We start from the raw sequence: 310 nt of genomic DNA, 5'->3' as shown, positions 1-310 counted from the left end.
GCCGCCGCGCCGGATGCGGCCGGTGCGCTGCTGCAGGCGCTGGCGCAGCTGCTCGACGCCCATGCGCTGCGGCGGCGCACGGTCCACACGGTGCTGTCGGACCGGCTGGTGCGCTATGCGCTGGTGCCGTTCAGTGCCGCCCACCTGGACGCGGCCGAGGAGCGCGCCCTGTGCCTGGCCCGCTTCAGCGCGCTGTACGGGCCGATGCCGGACTGGCACATCGTCATCGAGCCGGCCCGCTACGGCGCCGCACGCGTGGCGTGCGCCATGCCGCCGGCCCTGGCCGCCGGGCTGGACACCGTGCTCGGCG

1 protein-coding gene is annotated in these 310 nt (G+C 77.1%); it reads left to right on the top strand.

The features are described from left to right. A partial coding sequence (locus GM672_RS28740; protein WP_211517467.1) for a hypothetical protein occupies positions 1–310 on the top strand: 310 nt, incomplete at both ends.

Origin of the sequence: Pseudoduganella buxea (assembly GCF_009720835.1) — a bacterium.
Classification (GTDB): Bacteria; Pseudomonadota; Gammaproteobacteria; order Burkholderiales; family Burkholderiaceae_D; genus Rugamonas; species Rugamonas buxea.
Note: the sequence above shows the minus strand (reverse complement) of the source record. Positions and strands in the feature narration are given on the sequence as shown.